Below are 24506 nucleotides of genomic sequence, written 5' to 3'. Positions count from 1 at the left end.
GCGATTCTCTCACCGGGGCCTGCAGGCAGCCGGTAAGCCCGCGCTTTGCCCGCAGCCCGCCTAAAATCGCGGCCCAACAAAAGCACAAGCGAGAGAGGCGGAAATGCTCGACAAACTGAACGACTTCACAGGAAGCCACGGCGAGCTGCAGCGCGGGCGCGGCCTTGTCACCGGAACCATCGCCCTGAGCCTGGGCATCCTGTGCTTCCTGGGCGTGCTGGTGTTCCACTTTCCGCAGTACCTGAGCACGCCCGAGCTGCGCAAGAGCTACAACGTGGACCTGATGCGTTACATCCTGCTGGCGGCGCTGGTGGTCTCGGGCGGGCTCTCGCTGGTCAACATCATCTTCAACCGCTCGCGCTGGCTCTCGTCGGCCGCGTTCCTGCTGGTGGCGGCCTCGGCCCTGCTCGGCGGGCACAAGGTGCCGGTGCACGACTTCGCCGACAACACGCCGTACATCGGGCTGGACTGGTTCATCCTCGACCTCCTGGGCTCGTCGCTGATCTTCATCTTCATCGAGAAGCTGTTCGCGCTGCGAAAAGACCAGCCCGTATTCCGCGAAGAGTGGCAAACCGACTTCCACCACTTCGTGGTGAACCACATGATCGTGGGCTTCGTGCTGCTGGCCACCAACCTCATGGTGCACAAGCTCTTCGGCTGGGCCGCCAACGACGGCATCCGCGGCTGGGTGGGCAACCTGCCGTTCTGGGCCGGCGTGCTGCTGATCATTCTGGTGGCCGACCTGGTGCAGTACTGGACGCACCGTGCCTACCACGAGGTGCCGGTGCTGTGGCGCCTGCACGCGGTGCACCACAGCGTCAAGAGCATGGACTGGATGGCGGGCTCGCGGCAGCACATCCTCGAATTGCTGATCACGCGCACGCTGGTGCTCGCGCCGATCTACGTGCTGGGCTTCAGCAAGGAAGTGATCGACGCCTACATCGTGGTTGTCGGCTTCCAGGCGGTGTTCAACCACTGCAACGTGAGCGTGCGCCTGGGGCCGCTGCGCTACGTGATCGTGACGCCCAACTTCCACCACTGGCACCACAGCCAGGACATCGAGGCGCTCGACAAGAACTACGCGGCGCATTACGCCTTTCTCGACTACATCTTCGGCACTGCGGTCAAGAGCACCAAGCTCTGGCCCGAGAAGTACGGCGTGCTGGGCGACTACGTGCCCAACGGCTTCTTCAAGCAGCTGAAGTTTCCGTTCATGTGGAAGGGATGATGCGCGCCGCCTACCTTCGCGCCGCCGGGCTCGTGGCTGCGGCGGGTGCCGCGCTGCTGGTGTCGGCGTGCGCCACCCGGCTCGACCTGCCTTCCGAGGACAACGGCCTGCGCCTGCGCGTGCAGAGCTCGGTCATTGCGCCGGGCAACGGCGGCGAGCTCATCGCGGCGGACGCGCTGGCCCCCGGAGACATCCTGCTGACCTCGATCGCCACGGTCAATTCATTCGGCATCCGGCTGGGCACCTTTTCGCCGGTGAGCCATGCGGTGCTGTACCTGGGCGACGGGCTCATCGCCGAAGCCGTAGGCACCGGCGTGCGCGCACGGCCGCTGGCCGACGTGGTGGCCGAAGAGCAGATGGTGGTGGCCTTTCGCGTGCCCGGCCTCGATGCGCCGGGCGTCGACAAACTGCGCGCCTGGGCCAACTCGAAGGTCGGCACGCGCTACAACACCACGGGCGTGCTGCTCAATGCGCCCTTCGTGCTGAACCGGCGCTTGTGCGAGCTGCCGCTGATTCCGTCGTCGGTCAGCAACTACTGCATCAGCGGCCTGGCCATGGTGCAGTTGGGAGCCAGCCGCGACGACCAATTCTTCTGCTCCCAGTTCGTGCTGGAAGCCTACCGCCAGGCGGGCCTGCCGATCACCGCGGCCGATCCGCGCTGGGTGAGCCCGGCCGACCTGCTGCACATGCGCGAGGGCGACGTGCCCTCCATCGCCGCCACGCAGCCGCTGCGCTACGTGGGGCACCTGAAATACAACGCGCCGCCGCTGCTGGCGGCCGATGGGCCCTGACGTCTTGAGCACTCCTTTTCAGTTCGATGTGGTCGTGATCGGCGCCGGTGCGGCCGGGCTGTTCTGCGCCGGGGTGGCGGGCCAGCGCGGGCTCAAGGTGCTGCTGGTGGACCACAGCGAGAAGGTGGGCGAAAAGATCCGCATTTCGGGCGGCGGACGGGCCAACTTCACCAACCGCGACCTGGACGTGCGCGCGCCCCAGCGCCATTTCATCGGCGACAACCCGAATTTCTGCCGCTCGGCGCTGTCGCGCTACGCACCGCAGCAGTTCATCGAGCTGGTGCAAAAGCACGGCATTGCCTTTCACGAGAAGCACAAGGGGCAGCTGTTCTGCGACGGCTCCTCCCAGCAGATCGTGGACATGCTGCTGGCCGAATGCGAGGCCGGCGGCGTGACGCGGTGGCAGCCGTGCAAGCTGGGGAGCATCGCTTTTTCTCCGGGAGCGGCCGGCGCAACGGGCGCCGGGATCTATCGGATTGACAGCGATCGCGGCGTCATCGAGGCGCCGAAGCTGGTGGTTGCGACCGGCGGCCTGTCGATCCCGCAGATCGGCGCCACCGATTTCGGCTACCGCCTGGCCGAGCAGTTCGGCCTGCGCGTGGTCACGCCCCGCCCGGCCCTTGTGCCGCTGACCTTCGGCGGCGAAGGCTGGGCGCCGTATGCCGAACTGGCCGGGCTCGCGCTGCCGGTGCGCATCGAGACCGGGGCCAAAAAGGAAAAGATGGCCTTCCTCGAAGACCTGCTCTTCACTCACCGCGGGCTCTCCGGCCCGGCGGTGCTGCAGATTTCGAGCTACTGGAAGCCCGGCGCGCCCCTCACCATCGATTTCGCGCCTGGCACGGACGTGGCCGAGGCGCTGGGCGAAGCCAAGCTGCGCTCGAAGAAACGCATCGCCAACGAGCTGGCCACGCTGGTGCCCTCGCGGCTGGCCGACGCCTGGGTCGGGCAGGACCCTGCCCTGCAGCGCCCCGTGAACGAGGCGGCCGACAAGGCGCTGGCGCAGCTGTCGGAGCGCATCGCCCGCTGGCAGATCACCCCCAGCGGCACCGAGGGCTACAAGAAAGCCGAAGTCACCGCCGGCGGCGTCGACACCCGGGATTTGTCGTCCCAGACCATGGAATCGAAGCAACCGGGCCTGTATTTCATCGGCGAAGTGGTCGATGTGACGGGTTGGTTGGGCGGATACAACTTCCAATGGGCCTGGGCGAGCGCCCACGCGTGCGCAACAGCCATCTGATGCGCCTTCCAGGGCCACCGTGCAACCGGCTTTGCCGGGCCACCGGTGGCGCCCCCGGCGAGGGGGTTGGCGAAGCGACACGAAGTGCGCGCAGCCTGGGGGAGTGCTATACTCGCGGGCTAACTTCTGGCCTCCCCTCAACGGCCGCAAAAGATTTTCAGTTGAGGAACCCCGGCTTTGGGCCTCGATCTCCCCGAGCCAACTTCAGTTCAACGATTCATCAATGACCACCATCCGCGTTAAAGAAAACGAGCCCTTCGACGTCGCTCTGCGTCGCTTCAAGCGCACCATCGAAAAGCTCGGCCTGCTGACCGACCTGCGCGCCCGCGAGTTCTACGAAAAGCCGACCGCCGAGCGCAAGCGCAAGAAGGCAGCCGCCGTCAAGCGCCACTACAAGCGCGTGCGCAGCATGCAGCTCCCCAAGAAGCTGTACTAAGCAACACCTGCGGGCAGCCGGCCCTCGACGTAAGTCACCGCCAGCGCCCCGTTGCCTCAGCCGCGCCAGGGAAACCTGCCGCGGCTTTTGTTTTTTCCGAAAGGCTCCCAATGACCCTCAAAGAACAGATCACTGAAGACATGAAGACGGCGATGCGCGCCAAGGACTCCGAGCGCCTGGGCACCATCCGCCTTCTGCTCGCCGCCCTGAAGCAGAAGGAAGTCGACGAGCGCGTGGAGCTCGACGACGCCATGGTCGTGGCCATCGTCGACAAGATGGTCAAGCAGCGCAAGGACTCCATCGCCGCGTTCACCACCGGCGGCCGCGCCGACCTGGCCGACAAGGAAGCCGCCGAGATCAAGGTGCTCGAGGTCTACCTGCCCCAGCGCATGAGCGCCGATGAAACCGTGGCCGCCGTGAAGGCCATCGTGGCCGAGCTGGGCGCCAGCGGCCCCGGCGACATGGGCAAGGTGATGGGCGTGGTCAAGACCCGCCTGGCCGGCAAGGCCGACATGGGCCAGGTCAGTGCAGCGGTCAAGGCCGCGTTGACGGGCGCCTGAGCGATGAGCGACACCGGCGCCAGCCCCTCCGATCCGATCCTCAAGGCCTGCGCCTGCCTGGTCGACGCGCGGGGCCGGCTGCTGGTGTTTCGCCATCCCGAAGACGGCAACATGCAGTTGCCCAAGGGCACCATCGAGCCCGGCGAATCGCCCGAGGTGGCCGTGCTGCGCGAGCTGCTGGAGGAGTCGGGCATCGACTTCACCGGCGCGCTGCAGCCGCTCGGCACGCTGGACCGCGAATGCGAAGCCGGTGTCGAGGGCAACACGCATCGCCATCCGCAGCTGTGGCACCTGTTCCTGATGCGCGCCGACGGCGCCTTGCCCGAGACCTTCGAGCACATGGCCACGGGCAGCCCCGAAGAAGAAGGCCTGGTGTTCGTCTTCCACTGGCTCAATGCCGACGACGCCCTCGACGACTTCGCCCTGCCCTACCGCCAGGCCATCGAGCGCGTGCGCGCCGCCCTGCTGTCCCTCGCCTGAGCGCACCACCCCGGGCCGGCCGGCCCGCTCAGACCATGGCGCGAACCGCCATGTACGCCCCCAGCAGCGCCAGTCCGATCAAGAAGCAGCGCTTGAACACCGCCACCGGCAGCTTCTGCCGAAGCCACGTCCCCATCACCATGCCGCCGACGGCCGGCACCAGCATCGCGACCGACCCGCCCACCGCCGACATCGGATAGCCGCCGTTGCCCGCCAGCCCGATGGCCAGCACCACGGTCGAGGTGGTGAACGAAATCCCCATCGCCTGGATCAGCGAATCGCGCTCGAATCCCAGCGCCTGCAGGTAGGGCACAGCCGGCACCGCGAACACGCCGGTCACCGCCGTCATCAGGCCGGTCGCGGCGCCCACCAGCGGCCCCAGCCACCACGCGTGCGCCTCGGGCACATGCAACTGCCGCCCGGTGAGCCCCCAGAGCGCATAGGCCACCAACGCCAGGCCGAGCGCCACCGAAGCCCAGGCGCCACCCGGCGCGCCCAGCCACAGCGCGCCGCCCAGCGTCCCCGCCACGATCCCCGCCTGCATGCCGCCGATGCGCCTGAGCACCGCCCCGAAGCTCGCCCGCGGCCCGGTCTGCCAGAGGTTGGTGACCAGCGACGGCACGATCAGCAACGCCGCCGCCCGCACCGGCGGCATCCACAGCGCGAGCAGCGCCATCGACACCGTCGGCAGCCCGAGCCCGATCACGCCCTTGATCGCACCGGCCAGGAGAAACACCACAGCGGCCGCGGCCCAGTGGCCCGCCGCCAGGTCGTTCGAGGAGAAAATCGTCATTGCCGCCCAGTCTGCCGACCGGCACCTCACCCGCAAATGCGGCATTCGCACACCCAGCCTCAGGCACAGGCTGAGGCTCGCGTGCTACCTTGCGATCCATCATGCGATTCGACCTCACCGACCTGCGCCTGTTCATCCACGTCGTCGAGGCCGGCAGCCTCACTGCGGGCGCCGAGCGTTCGCACATGACGCTCGCCTCGGCCAGCCAGCGCGTGCGCGGCATGGAAGACGCGCTCGGCACCCCGCTGCTCACCCGTCACGCACAAGGCGTGCGCCCCACCGAGGCTGGCCGCACGCTGCTGCACCATGCGCGCGTCGTGCTGCAGCAGATGGAGCGGCTTCGCGGCGAGCTCGGCGAATACGGCCAGGGCCTCAAGGGCCACGTGCGCTTCATGTGCGGCACCTCGGCGCTGACCGAGCACCTGCCCGAGGTGCTGAGCCGCTTCCTGGCGCAGCATCCGCGCATCTCGGTCGACCTGGAAGAACGCGCGAGCCCCGACACCGTCGATGCGCTGCGCGGCGGGCTGTGCGACATCGGCATCGTCTCGGACGCCATCGATTCGGAAGGCCTCGAATGCCACCCCTTTCGCCGCGACGACCTGGTGCTCGTCATGCCGCGCGGCCACGCGCTTGCATCGCGCCGCCGTGTGCATCTGGCCGAAGTGGTCGACAGTGAATTCGTGGGTCTTCCCGCGGACAGCGCGCTGCAGCAGCTGCTGACCGGCCATGTGCGCGCCCTCGGCAAGCACCTGGCCTACCGCGTGCGCGTGCGCAACTTCGAGGCGGTGTGCCGCATGGTGGAGTACGGCATCGGCGTGGGCATCGTGCCGCAGACCGCCGCAGAGCGCTGCGCCCGCTCGATGAAGATCGCGCGCGCCTCGCTCGCCGACGCCTGGGCCGAACGCACGCTGATGGCCTGCGTGCGTTCGTCCGAAGATCTGCCGCTCAATGCCCGGCGCATGCTCGAGCACCTCATCGCACCGCCCGAAGCGCTTACGAAAAAGTAACCGGCCGCCCCTGCCGGGCACGCGACGCCACGAAGGCATCGAAGGCCTCGCTGCTGGTCTTGCGCGGCACATAGCCGAAGCGCTCTTTCAACGCGGTGTTGAGCAGCACCGGCCGGTAGCGCAAAAAGTCGAGCTGCTCCGGCCCGTAGCGGCTCACACCCAATGCAGACCCCACCGCCAGCGCCGCCTTGAGCACGCCGGCCGGCCAGTCGGTGGCCTTCTTTCCGAGCCGCGATGCGATCTGGTGAATGGTGAGCGCCCCGTCGCCCGCGAGGTTGTAGCAACCGGCCGGCGCGCCGCCCAGCGCATGCGCGACGGCGCCCGTCACGTCCTGGTCCCACACGAACACGAACGGGCTCGCGCTGCCGCGAATGGCAATGAGCCGCTTCTTCTCGAACAGCGCGGTGATCTGGTTGTCGACCCGCTCGCCGAGGATGGTGCCGATGCGCAGCACCGTCTGCGCGAGCGCGGGGTGCGCGGCGCGGTAGTCGGCAAGCATCTCCTCCACCTGCCGCTTGTGATCGGCATAGGCGAACACCGGGTTGCCGCGCAGCGGTTGCGACTCGGTCATCCACGCCGGGTTGTCCGCGTGGTAGCCGTAGGCCGCACCGCTGGACGACACCACGATGTGCCGCACCCCTTGTGCCACGCAGGCTTCGAGCACGTTGCGGGTGCCGCCCACGTCGACTGAATGCTCGAAGGCGCGATTCGAGTCCTTGCCGGGCGTGACGATGGAAGCCAGGTGCACGACCGTGTCGATGGCGTGCTCGGCCAGCGTGTCGCCGATGCCCGCATCACGCACATCCTGCTGGCGATAGACCACGCCCGGCAGTTGCCGCTCCGCCGGCACCTCGCGCACATCGAGTGCCACCAGAACTTCAAGCGGTTTCCCCACCAGCGCGGCCAGCACGCCGCGCCCAAGAAACCCGTCACCACCCGTCACGAGCACGCGGCGCGCGCTCATGGCGTCGCGGGCTTGCGCCCCCACCAGGTCGCGAGCGCAAGGCCCGCGATGATGTCCCAGAAGCCCCACACGCCGGCCACCACCGCCATGCCGCCCAATCCGCCGAAGAAGCTGAAGATCAGCACCAGCCCGAGCCCCGCATTGCGGATGCCCACTTCGATGGCCACCGCGCGCCGGTCGTAGTCGCCCAGCCCCGAGAGCCGCGCGCACAGGTAGCCGGTGCCGAAGGCCAGCGCGTCGTGAATGACGACCGCCAGCAGCACCAGCCCTACGTAGTCCAGAAAGAAGCGCCAGTTGCCCGCGATCGCGCCGACGATGAAAGCGATCAGCGCGAGAAAGCTCAGGATGCGCGCCGGCTTCTTGATGCGCGCGGTGAGCCGCGGCAGCTGGTGCGCGCAGGCCACGCCCAGCACGAATGGAATGCCGATGATCATCACGATGTGGCCCAGCATGTCGAGTGGGTCCAGCGCAATGGTCTTGAGCAGCGCCGAAGCCGTCGGATGCAGCCCGCCCCAGAACGCGAAGTTCAGCGGCATGAGCACGATCGAAAGCGCGTTCGAGATCGCCGTCATCGACACCGACAGCGCCACGTTGCCGCCCGCGCGGTGCGTAAGGATCTGCGAAATGTTGCCCGGCGGGCAGCACGCCACCAGGATCATGCCCAGCGCGATGCTGGGCCCCGGCTTCAGGATCAGCGTGAGCGCGAAGGTCACGGCCGGCAGCACGATGAACTGTGCGCCAATGCCTACCGCCATCGCGCCGGGCATGCGCGCCACGCGCTTGAAGTCGTCGATGCGCGTGTCCAGCGCAATGCCGAACATCAGGAAGCCCAGCACCACGTTGAGCAGCACCAGCGAGGCGGGGTTGAAGTTGAGGCGGATTTCGTCGACGGGCAGCATGGGTGTGGTGACCTCGTTCAGGGTGGGTCGGCCAGCGCCGCGGAAGCGCTGCGCACCGCCGCGCGGTAGGTGTCCTTGTGCACGTAGTACGCCATGCGCTCCAGCTGCAGGTACTTGTAGCCGCCCGAGAGGTCCGGCGGCGGCCCCTGCACCGCCGCGCGCAACGCCGCGGCCTGGGGCGAGCCGGCCGCCTTCGCGCGGAAGTAGCGCGCCAGCAGCTCGGCCTGCTCGTAGCGCCCCTGCCAGCCGATGCCGCTCGCCTCGATCATTCCGAGCACACCGATGTTTTCGAAGCGCGGCGAGAAGATGTTGAGGTACAGGCGCGGTGCCATGCCCTGCCAGTTGAGCAGGTCGCGGTCGATGAACGGGTAATGCAGCGCATAGCCCGTCGCGGCCAGGATCAGGTCGTAGTCGCGCGCGCTGCCATCCTTGAAGTGCACCGTATGCCCGTCGAGCCGCGCGATGTCGCCGCGCACGCCGATGTCGCCATGGCCCACGTGGTGCAGCACCAGCGAATTCACGATGGGGTGCGACTCGTACATCCTGTAGTCGGGCTTCGGAAAACCGAAGCGCACCGGATCGCCGGTGAACCACTTGAGCACCGTCGCATCGACCCGCTGCTTGAGCCAGGGCGGCAGCGGCCGCTTGCCGCCGAGCGTGTCGGCCGGCTTGCCGAACACGTACTTGGGCACGAAGTAATAGCCGCGCCGCACCGAGATGTCGACGCTCCTGGCGTAGTGCACCGCATCGACCGCGATGTCGCAGCCCGAGTTGCCCGCGCCGACGATCAGCACGCGCTTGTCCTTGAAGAGTTCGGGGTGCTTGTAGTCGCTGGTGTGCAGAAGCTCGCCATCGAAGCGGCCTTCGAACTGCGGGCGCTTGGGTTCGGCGAGCGTGCCGTTGGCGATGACCACGCCCTTGTAGTCGGCGGTTTCGGTGCGGCCTTCGCCAGCGTCGATGCTCACGCGCCAGCGCGTGTCCGGCGCATCGCTCACGGGCTCCACGCGCAGCACGCGCGTGTTGAAGCGAAAGTGCTGCCGCAACCCGAAGCGGTCCGCAAAGTCGATGAAGTAGCGGCGCAGCTCGCGATGGCTCGGATAGTCGGCCACCGTGTCGGCCATCGGGAATTCGGCGAACTCGGTGGTGCGCTTGCTGGAGATCAGGTGCGCCGAGTGATAGACCGTGGAGCGCGGGTTGTCGATGTCCCACAGCCCGCCCACGTCGCTGTGCGCCTCGAAGCCCTGGAAGGGCACGCCGTGCTTTTGCAGGTTGCGCGCCCCGGCGAGGCCGGAAGGGCCGGCGCCAATGAGGGCGATCTTCTCGTGGGTGGGTGCGTTGTCTGCCATCAGTGGTGAGGATGTTTGTCGCAGAGGCCAGGAATGGCCGTGGCGCCCGCCTCGCCCACGCGCGGCTTGCGAGGCTGCCCGCGCAGCACGCGGTCGTGCAGCTTCTCGGGCAGCAGGTTCAGCAACTTCGAGAGCCAGCCGATGCGGCGCGGCAGCACGATCTGTTCGCGCCCCGCGCTCACCCCGGCAAGCAACTGATGAGCTGCAGCATCCGCTTCGAGCAACCCCGGCATCGCAAAACGGTTGCCGGCGGTGAGCGCCGTGCGGATGTAGCCAGGGCTGACGGTGTGCACGGTCACGCCCGTCTCGCGCAACTCCGCACGCAGGCTTTCGAGATAGCGGATCAACCCTGCCTTGCTCGCGCAGTACGCACCGTTGCCCGGCATGCCGCGCCAGCCCGCGATGCTGGCCACGCCGACCAACGCGCCGCGCTGCTGCTGCTGCGCGCGCAACGGCTTCACGAAAGGCTGAAAGGTGGTGGCCGCGCCGAGCAGGTTGATCTCCAGCATGCGGCGCAGCACGGCGAGGTCATCGGCCTCGGCCGTGTCGAAGCCACCCGCCACGCCTGCGTTGGCAATCACGAGGTCCGGCACACCGGCCCTGGCCATCCAGTCGGTGGCCATGGACTGCATCGCCGCGCTGTTCGACACATCGGGCGTGTAGACCGCGCAACGCCCAGGTGCCAGCGCAGCGAGTGCTTCGAGCTTCGCCGTGTCGAGCCCGACCAGCGCCACCTGTGCACCGCCATCGATCAGTTCGCGCGCCAGTGCCTGGCCGAGGCCACCACAGGCTCCGGTGAGGACGACGTTGCGAAACGGCAGGGGCATGGGGCGATGAGGCTGCGAGTGGCAGGGCGCAGCCACTGTAGCCGCGCATCGTCGCGGCGCCTCCCAGCGTTTCCCCTTGCCCCGCTGCCTCTGGGCGGATGACGCCGAAGCGGCTCAGACCGCGGCAGAGGCTGCGGAAGAGGCCGGAAACTCGATCTGGATCTTCACGTCGCTCGCCCTCCCCGCCGCAGCTTCCTCGAACGCCTTGATGCCGTCCTCGAACGCGAAGGTGCGCGAAATGAAGGGGTTTACGTTCACTTGTCCCGAGGCAATCAGCGCGAGCGCACGCGGAAAGATGTTCGCGTAGCGGAACACCGACTCGATGCGCAGTTCCTTCGCCTGGATCGCGACGATGTCGAACGCGACCTTGGCCGGCGGACAGCCCACGATCACGACGCAGCCACCGGGGCACGGCAGCTCGAAGATGTTGTCGTAGGCGCGCGTGCTGCCGCTGGCTTCAAAGACCACGTTGGCGCCCCAGCCGTCGGTCAGCGTCTTCACGGTCTCGGCGAGGTTCGTGTCGCGCACATTCACTGTCGTCACGGCCGGGTTATCGGCAAAGAGGGCCAGCTTCTCGGGCACGAGGTCCGCGAGGATCACGCGGGCCGCTCCGCCCGCGAGCGCGGCCAGAGCGGTCATCGCGCCAATGGTGCCGGCGCCGATGACCACCGCCACATCGCCAGGCTTCAGCGCAGCCTTCTTCGCGGCCTGCAGGCCGATGGCCAGCGGCTCGACGATGGCGCCCTCGCCGAAGCTCACGTTGTCGGGCATGCGGAAAGTGAAGGCCGCCGGGTGCACCACGAAAGGCGTGAGACAGCCGTGGATCGGCGGCGTGGCCCAGAAGCGCACGGCGGGGTCGAGGTTGTAGATGCCTTCACGGGTGGCGCGCGAATCCATCTCGGGGATGCCGGGTTCCATGCACACGCGGTCGCCGGGCTTCAGGTGCGTGACTTCGGCGCCCACCTCGGCGACCACGCCGGAGGCCTCGTGGCCCAGGATCATCGGCTCGTTCACAACGAAGGGCCCGATACCGCCGTGCTGGTAGTAGTGAACGTCGCTGCCGCAGACGCCCACGGTGTGCATGCGGATCTTCACGTCGCGCGGGCCCATATGCAGGGGAACGTCGACGTCGCGCAGCGTGAGTTCGTGCGCCTTTTCCAGGACAAGTGCTCTCATATCGGTCTTTTGCTCAAGGGCTGTTTCGGGGTTCAGTGAAAAGGGTTGCTGTCGGGCAGCAGCGAGGCGCCGGTGTCGATGTCGAACAGGTGCACCTGCCGCGGGTCAGCCACGAAGCGCACGGGCTCGTGCAGCCGCGGACCTTGGGCCGAGGGCATCAACGCGGAGATCTCTCCGCCGCCGCTGTCGTCCCCGCCGAAGCTCACCAGCACTTCATTGCCCAGGTATTCGATGAGCTGCACCGTGCCGCGAAAGCTGCCGCTGCGGCCGTCTTCGGTGTCCGCCTGCAGGTGCGCGGGGCGGATGCCCAGCGTCACCCGCTCGCGGCCGCTGAGCGCAAACCGATGCGGTTCCACGTGCACCGTGCCACCCCGTCCGCTGAGCTCGAAATGGCTGCCTGCATCCTTGACCGACATCTCCACCAGATTCATGGGCGGCGTACCGATGAAGCCAGCCACGAAGGCCGAGCGCGGGCGCTCGAAGATTTCCCTGGGCGAGCCCACCTGCTCGATGCGCCCGTCGCGCAGCAGCACGATGCGGTCGGCCAGCGTCATCGCCTCGTGCTGGTCGTGCGTGACGTAGACCGTGGTGGTCTTGAGTGCCTGGTGCAGCTTTGCGATCTCGATGCGCATGTGATTGCGCAGCTTGGCGTCGAGGTTCGACAGCGGCTCGTCGAACAGGAACACCTTGGGCGTCTTGATCATCGCGCGCGCGATCGCCACGCGCTGCTGCTGGCCGCCCGAGAGCTCGGTGGGCTTGCGCTGCAGGTAGCGCTCCAGTCCAAGGGTGTCCGACACCTCCTTGATGCGGCTGTCGATCTCGGCCTTGGGCACCTTCAGCCGCTTGAGGCCGAAGGCGATGTTGTCGCGCACGGTCATGTGCGGGTAGAGCGCGTAGTTCTGAAACACCATGGCAATGCCGCGCTCCTGCGGCGGCAGGTCGTTGACGCGCCGGCCGCCGATGTGCAGGTCGCCGCCGCTGATGTCTTCCAATCCCGCGAGCATGCGCAGGATGGTCGACTTGCCGCAGCCCGAAGGGCCGAGGAACACGACGAACTCGTTGTCGGCCACGTCGAGATCGAACTCGTGGACGACCTGCGTATCCCCATAGCGCTTGATGATGTTGTGACAGCTGATTGCAGACATTTTTTGTTCTGGAGAAGAGGAGTCGGCACGGCTCATGCGACCTCCCGTTTGCGCTTGAACGCGGCATTGAGGAAACCGCTGAGCACACCGACCATCAGCAGAGGCGGTACCGACAGCAGGATGACCGAGGCATTCAAGATGCCCCAGGGCACGTCGCGCCCCAGCTGGCTGAGCTCGGAGGCCACGATGGGCAGCGTCTTGGCATCGGAGGTGGTGAGCATCAACGCGATGAGGAATTCGTTCCACACCAGCACGAAGCCGAAGGCGATGGCGCCGACGAGCGAGCGCGCGGCAATCGGCAGCGACACGCGAAAGAAGATCGCGTAGGGCCCGTAGCCATCGACCCTGCCGGCCTCTTCCACCTCCTTGGGCACCGCCTTGAACGCCGGAATGGCAAGCCAGATCACAGTGGAGAGCGTGAGCAGCGTGTAGGTGACGATGAGCGCGAAGCGCGTGTCGTACATCTCCAGTTGCAGCCAGATGACCATCAACGGAATGGCCACGGCCACCGGCGGCAGGAAGCGCATCGACAGCACGAAGAACTGGATGTCGTCGGCCCAGCGCAGCGGATAGCGGGCCAGCGCATAGGCAGCCGGCAGCCCCAGCACCGCGCCGATGACCACGGCCGCGCCGACCACGAGGATCGAGTTGACCAGCCCCTGTGCCACCGCTTCGCGGCCCAGCACGTAGGCGTAGTTTTCGAGCGTGGGCGTGAAGATGAACTTCGGCACGGCCGAGACGATGTCCACCCGGTTCTTGAACGAGTTGATGAAAGTCCAGAGCACGGGCACCAGGGCCGAGAGCCCGGCGACGATGAGCACCAGCCGAGCGAGCAGCGTGCCCATGGAGAGAGAGGCGTTCTTCTTCATGACGAGGGCCGCGTCCATTTCCAGATGTAGGTGAAGGCCACGGTCGATGCGACCATCATCAGCACCGCCATGCTCGACGCGTACGAGATGCGCCCCGATTCGATGAACCCCTGCGAGAAGGCATACATGTCCAGCGTTTCGGTGGAAATGCCCGGCCCGCCGCGCGTCATCACATAGATGAGGTCGAAGGCCCGCAGCGACTCGACCATCTTCACGAAGGTCAGGCTGATGAGCGGCGCCTTGAGCATCGGGAGCGCGACATAGACGTAGACCTCCCAGGTCTTCGCATGGTCCATGCGTGCGGCTTCGAAGGGCTGGGGCGGCAGGGTTTCGAGCAGCTTGAGCACGATGACGGCGAAGAACAGGCCCCATTGCCACACGTCCACGAAGGCCACCGTCAGCAGCGCCGTGAGCGGGTTGGCCAGGAGGTCCAGCGGCTCGCCGGTGATGGCCTTGTACGGGTAGGTGAGCAGGCCGAACAACGGATGGAAGGCGAACTTCCACACAAAGGCCGCCGACACGCGCGGCAACAGCACCGGCACGATGAACAGCATCGAAAGCACGTTGCGCCAGCGCGGCGTGGTGTTCTGGAACAGCAGCACGCCCAGGAGCACGGCCACCGCCATCGTCGAGGTGACGGTCAATACCTCCCAGACCAGCGACACGCGCACCGAGTTCAGAAAGCGCCGGTCGGAGAACAGCTGCACATAGTTGCTGAACCAGACCCAACCCGAATCGGCCTGGCCCAACTCGCGGTCCTGCATCGAGATGCCGATCGCGAACAGGGTGGGCACCAGGGCGAGCACCGCCAGTACCAGGAGGCCCGGTCCGATGAAGACGAGCGGCAGCCTCGTCTTGTTGCTGCGCGCCTTCGTCACTTCTTGCGCCGTGCGATCAGCTGCTTGGCGTAGGCATCGAGCTCATCGAGCGCGCCCTGGATGTCGGTGCGGGACCCCGTGATCAGCTCTTCCAGAATGATCCCCCAGCGGTCGCCGAGATCGGGCCATGCCGCGTCCTGCCAGAAGTTGACCGCCGTGAGCTTGCCGGTGTCGGCGAGCGCCTTGCCCAGGTCGGCGCCGTAGCGCTTGGCGAACTCGGGGCTGCCCAACACGCTGGTGCGGTTGAGTTCGCCGAACTGCCCTTCGGCAAGGCGGCGCTGCTCCTGCTTCTTCGAGGTGGCCCACGCGATGAAGAGGCCCGCGCACTTCTTCGCCTCTTCGGTCTTGTTGGCCTTGGCGCCGATGGCCAGGCCATGGCCGTAGCCACCGCCGGTGAGCGGCGAAGGCGGCGGCAGGTAGGCGACCTTGCCGATGACGGTGGACATCTTCGGGTCCAGCGCGTTGCCTGCCAGCGGTGTCGACTCGATCAGCATCGCGACCTTGCCCGCGAGGAAGGCGCCGGTGGCCTCGTCCCAGCCGCCGGTCTTGGTGCCGGGCGCGGAGTACTTGAAGAGGTCGAGGTAGGTCTGCGTGGCCTTCACCGCGGCGGGTGAGTTGAAGACAGGCTTGTCGCCGTCGAACCACTGGCCGCCGTTGCCGCGGAAGAAGGGCATCCAGCGCCACACGTTGGCGCCCGAGCCGCGCTGGCCGCGCAGGGCCACGCCGTAGATGCCCTTGGCCGGGTCGTTGAGCTTGCTCGCGGCGGCTACGAATTCCTCGAGCGTGGTCGGCGGCTTGATGCCGGCCTTCTCAAGCAGGTCCTTGCGGTAGACCAGCAGGTCACCGCCGCCGGTGAGTGGCGCGAACCATGCCTCGCCCGCGAAGGTCGCGACCTTCTGGCGGCCGGGGTCGAAGTCGGCGTAGTCGTAGTCGGCGGGGTAGTACCTGGCGAGCGGAACGATCCACCTGGACTGCGCGAACAGCGGCACGTTGGCCTCGTCGACGTAGTACACGTTGTACTTGCCGACGGTCGATGCGTCGGCGCGCGTCTTGGTGCGGCGGTCGTTCTCGTTGAGGTTGTCGATAGTGAACGAGGCGCCGCTCAGGCCCTTGAACTCGTCCTTGTACTTTTCGAGCAAGGTGAGGCCGTCGCGCGGCTGGGACAGCACGCGCACATCGTCCTTGCAGGCCTGGGCCTGCGCCTGCCCCGTTGCGGCGGCCAACGCGGCCAGCAACAGCGCGCCGGCCGTCATGCGCCCCCGGGCGTGGCGAGTGGTTCGGTTCGTCATCGCTTGTCTCCTTCGGTACTTGTTGTGCGAGGGACGAAGCGTATTCAGACGCAGGCCGGCGCCGCGTACACGCGCACCGGGGGACTGGTATTTCCATGACCAGCCGGCTCGGGGTTTTGCCTAGGTGCGCAGGCCGAAGCGGTCTTGCGCCTGGTGCCGGTAGGCCGAGGGCGTCATGCCCTTGAGCTGCAGGAAGCGCCGGTTGAAGTTCGCGAGGTTCGAAAAGCCCACGTCGTAGCAGATGTCGCTCACCCGCCGGTCCGACACCTGCAGCATCTCGCAGGCCTTGGAGATACGGAGCCGCGTGACGAAGTCGGTGAATGTGCTGCCCATGTGCTTGTGGAAATAGCGCGAGAAGCTGCTCTCGGCCATGTTGGCCACCGCGCACACGGCAGGGAGCGAGAGTTCTTCGGTCAGGTGCGCATCGAGGTAGTCGAGCACACGGCGCATGCGGGTGTTGGCGCTCGGGTCTTCATCCAGCGGCCCGGCCGCGCTGGAGATCTGGCGCCAGTCTTTCCAGTTTGCCAGCTCGTGCAGCAGACCGATGAATTCGGCAAGCCGGGCCATGCCTTCCTGGGCCTGCACGCGCACGAAGCGCTCGCGCATCCGCTCGTGAATGCCGAAGAACTCGACGCCGAGCCTGGCGCGCTCGAGCATCGGCAGCACCGCCTCCAGTTCGCGAAACAGGTCCACGGCCTTGCGCAGCGGCTCGTCGCGAAAGTGGATGACCATGCTGCGGTCGGCGATGCCCTCGGGCGGCACGTCGTGGGAGATCCATGTGTGCGGCAGCCGCCCGCCGACAAGGGCCACATAGCCCGACTCGAAGCGGCCGATGTGGTTGCCGACATAGGCATCGCCGCTGCTGCGGTTGATGATCTGCAGCTCGTACTCGTCGTGGTAATGCCAGCAGTCGAAGGGCCAGGGCACGCCGTGCTGCAGGCAGCGCACCGAGCTGCCGCCCGCCGGCTCGAAACCGAGCCGGGGGTCGCGCAGCAGTTCATGCTCCAGTTCGGGCTTGCGCGCGGCGTGGGATCTGCTCATGACGTTTCCCTGGAGGTTGGGCCGGGATCGTTCGGAGCGGGGCGTCGGGCAGCGGCGGCTGTCTTCGCGCCTTGTCAGGCCCCGGCCACCTTCATCCGGTTGACCAGGATCGACCCCGTGGTCTTGGCGCCGAAGGTGTAGGCATCGGCGCCGATGGCCTCGATGCCCATCAACATGTCTTTCAGGTTGCCGGCGATGGTGATCTCCTGCACCGGGAAGGCGATGCGGCCCTTCTCGACCCAGAAGCCGCTGGCGCCGCGCGAGTAGTCGCCGGTGACGTAGTTCACGCCCTGCCCCATCAGCTCGATCACGAAGAGGCCGGTGCCCAGTTTGGCGAGCATGGCGTCCAGGTCGTCGCCGTGCTTTGTGAGGCGCGAGCTCAGCGTCAGGTTGTGCGAGCCGCCGGCGTTGCCGGTGGTCTTCATGCCGAGCTTGCGGGCCGAGTAGGTCGAGAGAAAGTAGCCTTCGAGCCGGCCGGCATCGACCACCTTGCGGGCGCGCGTGGTCACGCCTTCGTCGTCGAAGGGCGAGCTGCCCTTGCCGCGGATCACATGCGGGTCTTCGGCGATGTCGATGTGCTTGGGCAGCACCGGCTTGCCCAGCGAATCGAGCAAAAAGGTGCTCTTGCGGTAGAGCGCCCCGCCGCTCACTGCCTGCACCAGCCCGCCCAGGAGGCCGACGGCCAGCGGCGACTCGAACAGTACCGGGCATTCGGTGGTCTTGATCTTTCGCGACTTCAGGCGGCTGAGCGCCCGTTCGGCGGCGTAGCGGCCCACGGCCTGGGGGCTGGCCAGCTCGTCGGCCGAGCGCATGGAGCTGTACCAGGCGTCGCGCTGCATGTTGTCGCCCTTGCCGGCGATGGGCGCCACCGAAATCGAGTGCCGCGAGCTGGCGTAGCCGCCGCGGAACCCGTGCGTGTGGGCACTGAAGAAGTGGCTCTGCTGGGCCGAGACGCCCGCGCCTTCGCTGTTGGTGATGCGCTTGTCGGTCGACAGGGCTGCCGCTTCGCACTCCAGGGCCAGCTTGGCGGCCTGTTCGCTGGTCACGTCCCAGGGGTGGAACAGGTCGAGCTCGGGGTGTTCCTTGGCGATGTCCGCCTCGTCCGGAAGGCCGCTGACCGGGTCTTCGGCGGTGAAGCGGGCGATGTCGTAGGCGGCCTGCACCGTCTGCTTGATGGCGCCTTCGGAAAAATCGGAGGTGCTGGCGTTGCCGCGGCGGTGGCCCACGTAGACGGTGATGCCCAGCGACTTGTCGCGGTTGCGCTCCACGTTCTCGAGTTCGCCCTTGCGGACCGAGACACTGAGGCCGCAGCCCTCGGAGGCCTCGGCGCCGGCATCGGTGGCTCCGAGCTTTTTGGCGTGGGCCAGGGCCGTGTCGACCAGGTTTTCGAAGAAGGAGCGGCTGTAGGCGAAGCCGGAATCGGCGCGCGAGGAAGATGTCGTCATGTGGTGGCTATGATACTTGCGCACCCCATTTTCCGTTTTCCCCCAGCTTCCCAGTGCGTACTGCACGCATTGCACGCGTTGCAACACCGCACGGCGCGGCCCAGAATCCACCCATGTCCCGCAAACCCAAAAAAGGCTACTACGTCCGTGGCCAATTCGTCGCCGAAGGCAGCGAACTCGACCTGGAGCTCAAGCGCGAGCTCAAGGGCACCGACGACGCCAGCCGCACCGACCTCAAGCGCGAGAGCGATGAGTTGCAAAAGCTGGGCACCGAACTGCTCGGCCTGCGCGCCGCGCTGTTCGACGCCCTCCCGCTGGACGAAAAACTGGTCGACGCCGTCGCGGAGGCCAAGCGCATCACCAATTTCGAGGGCAAGCGCCGCCAGATGCAGTTCATCGGCAAGCTGATGCGCAAACTCGAACCCGAGGTGCTGGAGGCCGTCAAGCTCGCCCTGACCGAACAGAACAGCACGCCAGCCGCCGAAACCGCCGCGCTGCACGAGGCCGAGCGCTGGCGTGACCGGCTGATTGCCGACGACGACGCGCTCGGCGGCTGGATCGAAACGCACCCCGCCACCGATTCGCAGCAACTGCGCGCTCTGGTGCGCCAGGCGCGAAAAGACATGAAGACCGGCCCCGCCGGCGAGGCACCCCGCCAGGGCAAGGCCTACCGCGAGATCTTCCAGCTGGTGCGCGAGCAACTGGCGGTACATGGCGGCGACGACCACGCCGCTGCCGCCGCTGTGCAGGACCGAGAAGAGGACGCATGAGTGCCCTGTATTTCTCCCTCCCCCGCTGGGGGAGGGCCGGGGTGGGGGCACGCGGCGGATCCATCGGGCGCTCTGCATGCCCCCATCCCAACCTTCCCCCAGCGGGGGAATGAGCAACGCCAAAGCCATGAACACACCCGACCCCGTCCGCATCGGCATCGTCTCCGTCAGCGACCGCGCCTCCAGCGGCACCTACGAGGACAAGGGCCTGCCCGCACTGAAGGAATGGCTGTCCCGCGCGCTGAAGAACCCCATCGAATTCGAGCCCCGGCTGATTCCCGACGAAACAGCCCGGATCAGCGCCACGCTGATCGAACTGGTCGACGCGGGCTGCTCGCTGGTGCTCACCACCGGCGGCACCGGCCCCGCGCTGCGCGACGTGACGCCCGAAGCCACGCTGGCCGTCGCCCACAAGGAAATGCCAGGCTTCGGCGAGCAGATGCGCCAGATCAGCCTGCGCTTCGTGCCGACCGCGATACTCTCGCGCCAGGTGGCGGTGATCCGCGACAAGAGCCTCGTCATCAACCTGCCCGGCCAGCCCAAGGCGATCGCGGAAACGCTCGAAGGGTTGAAGGATGCCGACGGTACCCAGCTGGTGCCGGGCATCTTCGCGGCGGTGCCCTACTGCATCGACCTGATCGGCGGGCCGTATCTGGAGACCGACGACGCGGTCTGCAAGGCTTTCCGGCCCAAGTCGGCGATCCGGCCCGCGCGCTGAGCGCTTTCCCGCTGGCTACTTGACCAGCGTCAGCAACGGCGCGCCCTTGTCCTTCACCATGGTCACGAGGAACTTGGCGGGCCTGATCTTGCTGGCGTTGCGCCCGACCGTGTGGATGTCGCCAGGGCCTTCATAGAAGGTCTGGCCCGGGGTCAGCGTGACTTCCTTGCCGCCCTTCACGCCCATCACGATCGATCCTTCGAGCACGTAGATGAAGGCGTGGGCGTCGTGGCGGTGAACGGGATCGACGGAGCCCGGCGGAAAATCGACGATGAACGAGACCGCCTCCTTGCCGGGCATGTCCGACAGGTCCTTGGTCATGAGAACGGTCGCGGCGGCTCCGGGTGCCGCCTGGGCGGGCATCGCGGCGAACACGCCGAGCGCGAGGCCGAGAGAAATGCAGGTCTTCTGGAAACGGGTCATGGGTTGTCCTTCCGGCCCGCAGCGCGGGCCTTGGGTGAATGAAAAGAACCGGATAGCAGCGGCTCAGGCTCGCGCGCGCTGCGCCAGCCAGTCCGCGAAGCGGGTGGTCCCGAGGCGCGGGGCGGTGCCGGGCGTCAGCGAGCGATCGTCGAGCTGCACGCCGAAGTAGCTGGCCTCTGCATCGGTGACGACCGACCGCTTGTCGCCGGTGGCGGCGAACAGGCGGCGCACCAGCGCATCGAGCGGCAGCGCCTCGGGCCCCGCGATCTCGATGCGCCCTTTGGCTGGCGGCTCGGCCACCACGGCGGCGAGCGCGGCGGCCACGTCGTCCGCCGCCATCGGCTGGATCAGCGCGTTCGACAGCCGCACTTCGCCGTCCCGCATGCTGCCGTCGGCGATGCCAGCCACGAACTCGAAGAACTGCGTGGCCCGCACGATGGTCCAGGGCACGGGCGAGGCTTCGATCAGCTCTTCCTGCCGCTGCTTGGCTCGGAAATAGCCACTGGCCAGCAGGCGCTCGGTGCCGACCACCGACAGCGCGATGTGGTGCGCCACGCCGGCCTCCGCCTCGGCAGCCAGCAAGTTGCGCCCGGCCGTGTCGAAGAAGTGGAGCGCGGCCGCATCCTCGAACGAAGGCGAGTTCGCCACGTCGACGACGACCTGGGCGCCTGCCAGCGCCTCTTGCAGGCCTTCGCCGGTGAGCGTGTCGACGCCCGTGGAGGGCGAGGCGGCGATGACCTCGTGGCCCGCCTCGCGAAGGCGCGTGGCGAGCCTGGAGCCGATGAGGCCGGAGCCTCCGATGATGACGATCTTCATGGTCGATTCCTCGGTAAGGGAGTCAAAAGAAACGCCCCCCGTGGGCGTCCATGCAGGCAAGACGTCCAGTGGGGGGCGTTTGTGACACCGGGATCGAAATTTTCTGGATCGGCGCCGCTGGCCTGAACCAGGACGCCAGGCCGGCCGAGGCTCATGTGCCCTGGGTCGTCACTCCTTGCGCCGGATCCAGCGATGCGCCGTGCTGCCGCTCGCCGGCGTCCTCCAGCGCCTCGTCTTCACCCCGCCGATGCGCGATGCGATACAGCAGCGGCAGCACCAGCAGAGTCAACGCCGTCGAAGACAGAATCCCGCCGATCACCACCGTCGCCAGCGGCCGCTGCACCTCGGCACCGGTGCCGGTGGCGATCGCCATCGGCACGAAGCCCAGCGACGCCACCAGCGCCGTCATCAGCACCGGCCGCAGGCGGGTGAGCGCGCCTTCGCGGATCGCCTCGTCAAGCGGCAGTCCGCCCTCGCGCAGGTTGCGGATGAACGAGATCATCACCAGCCCGTTGAGCACCGCCACGCCCGAGAGCGCGATGAAACCCACCGCCGCCGAGATCGACAGCGGGATGCCGCGCATCCACAGCGCGACGATGCCGCCGGTGAGCGCGAATGGGATGCCGGTGAACACCAGCAGGCCGTCCTTCAGGTTGCCGAACATCGCGAACAGCAGCGTGAACACCAGCAGCAGCGACACCGGCACCACCACCTGCAGCCGCTCGGTGGCGGAGGCGAGGTTCTCGTACTGTCCGCCCCACACGGTCCAATAGCCCGCCGGAATGCTCACCTTGCGCATCGCTTCTTCGGCTTCGGCCACGAAGGAGCCGAGGTCGCGGCCGCGCACGTTGGCGCTCACCACGATGCGGCGCTTGCCGTTCTCACGGCTCACCTGGTTCGGGCCCGGCGCAAGCTCCAGCGTGGCGATTTCGCCCAGCGGAATGAAGCTGGTGCGTTGCACTTCGGCGCCAGCCCCCTTGGGCAAGGCCACCGGCAGGCGCTTGATCGCCTCCAGGTCGGTGCGCAGGCTCTCGGGCAGGCGCACGAGGATGTCGAAGCGCCGGTCGCCGTCGAACAGCGTGCCGGCCTCGCGGCCGCCGACCGCGATGGAAATCGCGTCCTGCACGTCGCCCACGTTCAGGCCGTAGCGCGCGGTCTTCTGGCGGTCGATGTTCACCGTGAGCATCGGCAGGCCCGTGGTCTGCTCGACCTTCACTTCGGCCGCGCCGGAGATGCCCGAAAGCACCGTCGACACCTCGGCCGCCGTCCGGTCGAGCACCGCCATGTCGTCGCCGAAGATCTTCACGGCCACGTCGCTGCGCACGCCCGAGATGAGCTCGTTGAAGCGCAGCTGGATCGGTTGCGAGAACTCGTAGTTGTTGCCCGGCAGTTTCTCGACCTCTTCCTGCACCGCCGTCAGCAGCTCTGCGCGTGTGCGTTTCGGCGCGGGCCATTCGCTCTCGGGCTTCAACATGATGTAGCCGTCGGAGATGTTGGGCGGCATCGGGTCCGACGCGATCTCGGCCGTGCCGGTGCGCGCGAACACGCGCTCGATCTCCGGAAACTTGGCCTTCAGCGTGCGCTCGAGCTGCTTCTGCATTTCGACAGACTGCGTGAGGCTGGTGCCCGGAATGCGCAATGCCTGCACCGCGAAGTCGCCTTCGCCGAGGCTGGGCACGAACTCGGTCCCCAGGCGCGTGGCCAGCAGGCCCGAGAGCAGCACCGCCACCGCCGCCGTCGTGATGACCAGCGGCTTGGCCGCCATCGCGCGCGCCAGCATCGGCTCGTAGCCGCGCTTGGCCCACACCATCAGGCGGTTTTCTTTTTCGCTGACCTTGTTGCCGATGAAAAGCGCCACGGCCGCGGGAATGAAGGTGATCGACAGGATCATCGCGCCCAGCAGCGCGATCACCACGGTGAAGGCCATCGGGTGGAAGAGCTTTCCCTCCACGCCCGTGAGCGCAAAGATCGGCAGGTACACGATCATGATGATCAGCTGCCCGAACAGCAGCGGACGCCGCGCCTCCTGCGAGGCGGCGAACACTTCATGAAAGCGCTCGCTGCGCGTGAGCGGACGGCCATGTTTGGCCTGCGCATGCGCGAGACGCCGCACGCAGTTCTCCACGATCACCACCGCCCCGTCGATGATGATGCCGAAGTCCAGCGCGCCCAGGCTCATGAGATTGGCGCTGACCTTCTGGTTCACCATGCCGGTGAAGGTGAAGAGCATCGACAGCGGAATCACCAGTGCGGTGATCAGCGCCGCGCGGATGTTGCCCAGAAAGAGGAACAGGATCGCAATCACCAGCACCGCGCCCTCGAAGAGGTTCTTCTTCACCGTGGCGATGGCCTTGTCCACCAGCACCGTGCGGTCGTACACCGTCACCGCCTTCACGCCCGCGGGCAGCGTGCGGTTGACCTCCTGCATCTTCCTGTCGACCGCCTGCGACACGGTGCGGCTGTTCTCGCCGATCAGCATGAAGACGGTGCCCAGCACCACCTCGCGGCCGTTGTCGGTAGCGGCACCCGTGCGCAACTCCTGTCCGATGCCGACTTGCGCCACGTCCTGCACCCGCAGCGGAATGCCGCCTGCGTTGCCAAGAATGACGTTGCCGATGTCCTCCACCGACTTCACCTGCCCCGGCGCGCGAATGAGGTACTGCTCGCCGCGCTTCTCGATGTAGCCCGCGCCCACGTTGGCGTTGTTGCGCTCCAGCGCGGTGACCAGGTCGGTCATCGTGAGGCCGTGGGCCAGGAGCTTGGCCGGATCGGGCGCGATCTGGAACTCCTTGGCGTAGCCGCCGATGGAGTTGATCTCGGTCACGCCCTTCACGTTGCGCAGCTGCGGCTTGATGATCCAGTCCTGGATCTCGCGCAGGTCGGTGGGCGTGTAGGGCTTGCCGTCGGGCTTCTTCGCGCCCTCTTCCGCTTCGACGGTCCAGAGGTAGATTTCTCCGAGGCCCGTCGAGATCGGCCCGATCACCGGCGAGATCCCGCTGGGCATGCTCTCGCGCGCCGACTGGATGCGCTCGTTCACGAGTTGCCGCGCGAAGTAGATGTCGGTGCCGTCCTCGAAGATCACCGTCACCTGCGAGAGACCGTAGCGCGAGAGCGAGCGGGTCTGCTGCAGGCCCGGCAGGCCCGACATCACCGTCTCGATGGGATAGGTCACGCGCTGCTCGGCTTCGAGCGGCGAATAGCCGGGCGCGGCGGTGTTGATCTGCACCTGCACGTTGGTGATGTCGGGCACCGCGTCGATGGGCAGCTTCTGGTAGCTGAAGACGCCGAGCGCGGCCATGCCGAGCACGGCGAGCAGCACCAGCCAGCGCTGCGCGATGGAGAACCCGATGATTCGTTCGAACATGCGG

General features: G+C 67.2%; 24 protein-coding genes. 9 read left to right on the top strand and 15 right to left on the bottom strand.

Annotated features, from left to right (window positions below; genetic code table 11):
- The first annotated feature begins 103 nt into the window (after positions 1-103).
- From ABIC90_RS01325 to ABIC90_RS01300, 6 genes are all read left to right on the top strand, one after another.
- Positions 104-1228 carry a sterol desaturase family protein gene (locus ABIC90_RS01325; protein ID WP_354352234.1) on the top strand — a complete coding sequence of 375 codons (1125 nt, stop codon included), beginning with the start codon at positions 104-106 and terminating at the stop codon, positions 1226-1228.
- The gene (locus ABIC90_RS01320; protein ID WP_354352233.1) at positions 1228-2019 is read left to right on the top strand and encodes a YaeF family permuted papain-like enzyme; all 792 of its coding nucleotides are present in this window, start codon (positions 1228-1230) and stop codon (positions 2017-2019) included. Before ABIC90_RS01325 ends, ABIC90_RS01320 begins: the two co-directional genes overlap by 1 nt.
- Complete coding sequence (locus ABIC90_RS01315; protein WP_354352232.1) at positions 2009-3256, top strand: NAD(P)/FAD-dependent oxidoreductase; 1248 nt, start codon at positions 2009-2011, stop codon at positions 3254-3256. Before ABIC90_RS01320 ends, ABIC90_RS01315 begins: the two co-directional genes overlap by 11 nt.
- A 223-nt stretch (positions 3257-3479) precedes the next feature.
- Positions 3480-3692 (top strand): 30S ribosomal protein S21, encoded by a 213-nt coding sequence (gene rpsU, locus ABIC90_RS01310; RefSeq protein WP_007833691.1) that lies wholly within the window; start codon positions 3480-3482, stop codon positions 3690-3692.
- Positions 3693-3802: 110 nt separating this feature from the next.
- A complete protein-coding gene (locus ABIC90_RS01305) occupies positions 3803-4252 on the top strand; it encodes a GatB/YqeY domain-containing protein (RefSeq protein WP_206174382.1) in 450 nt (149 codons plus the stop codon).
- 3 nt (positions 4253-4255) lie between these two features.
- Positions 4256-4732 carry an NUDIX domain-containing protein gene (locus ABIC90_RS01300; protein ID WP_354352231.1) on the top strand — a complete coding sequence of 159 codons (477 nt, stop codon included), beginning with the start codon at positions 4256-4258 and terminating at the stop codon, positions 4730-4732.
- Positions 4733-4760: 28 nt separating this feature from the next.
- Here the strand turns inward: ABIC90_RS01300 and ABIC90_RS01295 are convergent, their stop codons facing one another.
- Complete coding sequence (locus ABIC90_RS01295) at positions 4761-5525, bottom strand: sulfite exporter TauE/SafE family protein (RefSeq protein WP_354352230.1); 765 nt, start codon at positions 5523-5525, stop codon at positions 4761-4763.
- Positions 5526-5626: 101 nt separating this feature from the next.
- Between ABIC90_RS01295 and ABIC90_RS01290 the strand changes: the two genes are divergently transcribed.
- Entirely contained in the window at positions 5627-6532 is a 906-nt protein-coding gene (locus ABIC90_RS01290) for a LysR family transcriptional regulator (protein ID WP_354352229.1), read from the top strand.
- Here ABIC90_RS01290 and ABIC90_RS01285 read toward each other — a convergent pair.
- The 11 genes from ABIC90_RS01285 to pmbA all read right to left on the bottom strand — a co-directional run bounded on the left by ABIC90_RS01285 (position 6519) and on the right by pmbA (position 18411).
- Positions 6519-7496, bottom strand: a complete 978-nt coding sequence (locus ABIC90_RS01285) for an SDR family oxidoreductase (protein WP_354352228.1) — start codon at positions 7494-7496, stop codon at positions 6519-6521. The two genes, ABIC90_RS01290 and ABIC90_RS01285, sit on opposite strands and share 14 nt — an antisense overlap.
- The gene (locus tag ABIC90_RS01280; protein ID WP_354352227.1) at positions 7493-8395 is read right to left on the bottom strand and encodes a bile acid:sodium symporter family protein; all 903 of its coding nucleotides are present in this window, start codon (positions 8393-8395) and stop codon (positions 7493-7495) included. The genes ABIC90_RS01285 and ABIC90_RS01280 overlap by 4 nt, the downstream gene beginning before the upstream one ends.
- Positions 8396-8412: 17 nt before the next feature.
- Positions 8413-9741: a flavin-containing monooxygenase gene (locus ABIC90_RS01275; protein WP_354352226.1), complete on the bottom strand. Its 1329-nt coding sequence runs from the start codon at positions 9739-9741 to the stop codon at positions 8413-8415.
- Complete coding sequence (locus ABIC90_RS01270; RefSeq protein WP_354352225.1) at positions 9741-10568, bottom strand: SDR family oxidoreductase; 828 nt, start codon at positions 10566-10568, stop codon at positions 9741-9743. The genes ABIC90_RS01275 and ABIC90_RS01270 overlap by 1 nt, the downstream gene beginning before the upstream one ends.
- Before the next feature lie 114 nt (positions 10569-10682).
- Positions 10683-11744, bottom strand: a complete 1062-nt coding sequence (locus ABIC90_RS01265; RefSeq protein ID WP_354352224.1) for an NAD(P)-dependent alcohol dehydrogenase — start codon at positions 11742-11744, stop codon at positions 10683-10685.
- A 32-nt stretch (positions 11745-11776) separates the two neighbouring features.
- Entirely contained in the window at positions 11777-12889 is a 1113-nt protein-coding gene (locus ABIC90_RS01260; RefSeq protein WP_354352223.1) for an ABC transporter ATP-binding protein, read from the bottom strand.
- A gap of 32 nt (positions 12890-12921) precedes the next feature.
- Positions 12922-13734, bottom strand: coding sequence for a carbohydrate ABC transporter permease (locus tag ABIC90_RS01255; RefSeq protein ID WP_354352602.1), 813 nt, complete (start codon positions 13732-13734; stop codon positions 12922-12924).
- A gap of 20 nt (positions 13735-13754) precedes the next feature.
- Positions 13755-14636, bottom strand: coding sequence for a carbohydrate ABC transporter permease (locus tag ABIC90_RS01250; RefSeq protein ID WP_354352222.1), 882 nt, complete (start codon positions 14634-14636; stop codon positions 13755-13757).
- A complete protein-coding gene (locus tag ABIC90_RS01245) occupies positions 14633-15925 on the bottom strand; it encodes an ABC transporter substrate-binding protein (RefSeq protein WP_354352221.1) in 1293 nt (430 codons plus the stop codon). Before ABIC90_RS01245 ends, ABIC90_RS01250 begins: the two co-directional genes overlap by 4 nt.
- A 120-nt stretch (positions 15926-16045) precedes the next feature.
- Positions 16046-16966, bottom strand: a complete 921-nt coding sequence (locus tag ABIC90_RS01240) for an AraC family transcriptional regulator (RefSeq protein WP_354352220.1) — start codon at positions 16964-16966, stop codon at positions 16046-16048.
- Between the two features lie 74 nt (positions 16967-17040).
- Positions 17041-18411: a metalloprotease PmbA gene (gene pmbA / locus ABIC90_RS01235; RefSeq protein ID WP_354352219.1), complete on the bottom strand. Its 1371-nt coding sequence runs from the start codon at positions 18409-18411 to the stop codon at positions 17041-17043.
- Positions 18412-18524: 113 nt separating this feature from the next.
- On the opposite strand from pmbA, the gene yjgA reads away from it, so the two are divergent.
- Together yjgA and mog are read left to right on the top strand one after the other, a co-directional pair.
- A complete protein-coding gene (gene yjgA, locus ABIC90_RS01230) occupies positions 18525-19181 on the top strand; it encodes a ribosome biogenesis factor YjgA (RefSeq protein ID WP_354352218.1) in 657 nt (218 codons plus the stop codon).
- 127 nt (positions 19182-19308) lie between these two features.
- Positions 19309-19899, top strand: a complete 591-nt coding sequence (mog, locus tag ABIC90_RS01225) for a molybdopterin adenylyltransferase (protein WP_436318157.1) — start codon at positions 19309-19311, stop codon at positions 19897-19899.
- Between the two features lie 15 nt (positions 19900-19914).
- On the opposite strand, the gene ABIC90_RS01220 is transcribed toward mog, so the two are convergent.
- The 3 genes from ABIC90_RS01220 to ABIC90_RS01210 form a co-directional block, all read right to left on the bottom strand.
- Positions 19915-20322 (bottom strand): cupin domain-containing protein, encoded by a 408-nt coding sequence (locus ABIC90_RS01220; protein WP_354352216.1) that lies wholly within the window; start codon positions 20320-20322, stop codon positions 19915-19917.
- A gap of 63 nt (positions 20323-20385) precedes the next feature.
- Positions 20386-21138, bottom strand: coding sequence for an SDR family oxidoreductase (locus ABIC90_RS01215; RefSeq protein ID WP_354352215.1), 753 nt, complete (start codon positions 21136-21138; stop codon positions 20386-20388).
- A 151-nt stretch (positions 21139-21289) separates the two neighbouring features.
- Positions 21290-24502 carry a CusA/CzcA family heavy metal efflux RND transporter gene (locus ABIC90_RS01210; RefSeq protein ID WP_354352214.1) on the bottom strand — a complete coding sequence of 1071 codons (3213 nt, stop codon included), beginning with the start codon at positions 24500-24502 and terminating at the stop codon, positions 21290-21292.
- Between the last annotated feature and the right edge of the window lie 4 nt (positions 24503-24506).

Source organism: Variovorax boronicumulans, assembly GCF_040544675.1.
GTDB lineage: Bacteria > Pseudomonadota > Gammaproteobacteria > Burkholderiales > Burkholderiaceae_C > Variovorax > Variovorax boronicumulans_D.
Note: the sequence above shows the minus strand (reverse complement) of the source record. Positions and strands in the feature narration are given on the sequence as shown.